A 2026-nucleotide genomic window follows, 5' to 3' on the forward strand; every position below is an offset into this window, starting at 1 on the left:
GATTATATGAGCGATGCGCTTCATCTAAAAAATAAATCCGTTGAACATTAATATCGTAGTTTACATCTTTTAGGACAGTAACATCCTCAGAAAACTTTTGGATATTAACAACCGTAATTTCAGGCTTACCACTATCGTTATGGATTGCACCAACAGTTTGTAAATCGTTAACAAAATCAGCTTTAGAATTTACCGGATTTACTTTTAAACCACGATTGGAAAATTCTGTTGAAGCTTGAATCAAAAGATCAAGACGGTCAACAATAAAATAAAACTTAGGGATAATATGCTTCTTCGAAAAATAATGAGTTAAATGTTTTACATTATAAAAAGCTAAAGCAGTTTTACCTGAGCCTTGTGTATGCCAAATAATACCTTTATTTTGTCCTGAATCAATTTTTGCAGCAATAGCTTGAGTTGCAAAAATTTGCGGATAACGCATAATATGTTTTTGATGAACAGTTTTACCATTATCTTCTTCCTCAACATAAGCAATAGCAAACTGTAAAATAAATTTTAATCGCTCCTTACTGAAAAGAGAAGTCAGAATTTTATTAATAGGACTGTTTTCATTCTTATTAGTGATAAAATCGGGATTGTGCTTAATGACAATCAAATTATTATCTCTCAGAATCTCCAACTCTTTGTCTTCACTTAGTTCTAATAACCTTCCTTTTACAGGATAATCTAAATCTTCTCTAAAATAATTAAATGAAATATTAGAATAAGCAGAAGTTGCGTAATAAGCTCCGAAAATAGGCTCAACAATTCCGTCTTCATAATTCATATTATTTGAGAAGACCATCAATTGAGTGATGTTTGCAAAACGTCTGAAATGTTTATTTGCAAATCGTTCATTAATACGTTTTCGCTCAGCAATAACTCCATCTTTATTGTGTGGCTTTTTTACTTCCACAAAAGCTAATGGAATTCCATTAACAAGAATTGTGATATCCGGACGATATTCTTCGAAAATATTATTTTCCTCTATTCTGTTTTGGTTTTTTAAAGAAATATATTGATAACCTAACCTCAACAAATGCAAGATGGCTGGTATTTTAACTCGTGAATCTTCGTTGAAAGACATTGGCTAATTTAGTTTTAAGTCTTAAAGATAGTAAAACAAGTAATTACGTAAGCATTTTTGTAAATAATACTTTTTTAAACGATGGTTTAGACTATCATATAATCCATTTATTATAATTATAGGCTTTTATTAGTATCTTCCAACTGCTGTTACTGCCTTTTTGAAGTAGACTTCAACTCCCCAGCAAAATCTAACATCACCACCTGACTTCCCCGAAAAGGATTGTATGAAGGCTGATAATCAATATAGCCCGAAGAATGGAGATTCTTCAGGCATTTGTGATAGGTGGCTTTTGAACGGATTTTACTAATTCGCATCACTTCATCGCGTGAAATACTGACCGGATTTCGGAAACGGCTGAAATTCCAGAACTGGAATAATGCTAAATAGAGGCTGATGTGTGATGGATTAAGCGTATTATCCTGAGCCACCTTTTCGTAGAAAGCTGTGAGGTGTTTGATATAATTCATAGTTGTTTTCGTTATTGTGAACTATCATTGCTTCTTCAGCATTTCTTCAATGTCTTTGTAATTGTAATATAGTGTCCCGCCGACCCTGGTGTAAGATAAGCTTCCATTGGTGCGCAGGTTTTGCAACGTTCCGGAGGAGATTTTCAGAAGTGCTTTGACCTCTGAAGAGCGATGACAACAAAAGTTTAACTAAAGCTTTTGAATTTATGTTTAAGCGTAATATGATCGCAAAAGGTACTGATACACTTGATTATGTTGGTAAATACATAAAGCATTATGAAGCGATAACAAACGGTAGTATAACAACTCGGGAAAGTTCTAATTTATTTGGAAATTTAAATTTTATCCTATCTAGCGTTTTTGGTAATCAGTACCTTACTCCTTTAATGCATTATAGAGAGAGATTTGGTGAAATTAAAATTGTAGATTTCATGATTAAGATTGATAATCTTTTTTCAATGAGTTGGCT

3 protein-coding genes and 1 pseudogene are annotated in these 2026 nt (G+C 32.6%); 1 reads left to right on the forward strand and 3 read right to left on the reverse strand.

Going from position 1 to position 2026, the window contains the following annotated elements; all coding sequences use genetic code 11:
• From AB4Y90_RS17925 to AB4Y90_RS17935, 3 genes and pseudogenes are all read right to left on the reverse strand, one after another.
• Nucleotides 1-1087: DEAD/DEAH box helicase family protein (locus AB4Y90_RS17925; protein WP_441558919.1), on the reverse strand; the 1087-nt coding region annotated here is incomplete at its 3' end.
• Nucleotides 1088-1236: 149 nt separating this feature from the next.
• Nucleotides 1237-1557 (reverse strand): hypothetical protein, encoded by a 321-nt coding sequence (locus AB4Y90_RS17930; protein WP_441558920.1) that lies wholly within the window; start codon nucleotides 1555-1557, stop codon nucleotides 1237-1239.
• 24 nt (nucleotides 1558-1581) lie between these two features.
• Nucleotides 1582-1710 (reverse strand): annotated as a pseudogene (locus AB4Y90_RS17935) (helix-turn-helix domain-containing protein); the annotation flags it as partial.
• Between the two features lie 68 nt (nucleotides 1711-1778).
• Between AB4Y90_RS17935 and AB4Y90_RS17940 the strand changes: the two are divergent.
• The coding region (locus AB4Y90_RS17940; protein ID WP_441558921.1) for a hypothetical protein at nucleotides 1779-2026 on the forward strand (248 nt) is incomplete at its 3' end.

The organism is Chryseobacterium sp. 2TAF14 (assembly GCF_052115105.1).
Taxonomy (GTDB): Bacteria; Bacteroidota; Bacteroidia; order Flavobacteriales; family Weeksellaceae; genus Chryseobacterium.

What these genes read in the sequence shown, in the direction of transcription:
- AB4Y90_RS17930 (WP_441558920.1), bottom strand. Translation starts at nt 1,557, where the DNA reads ATGAATTATATCAAACACCTCACAGCTTTCTACGAAAAGGTGGCTCAG.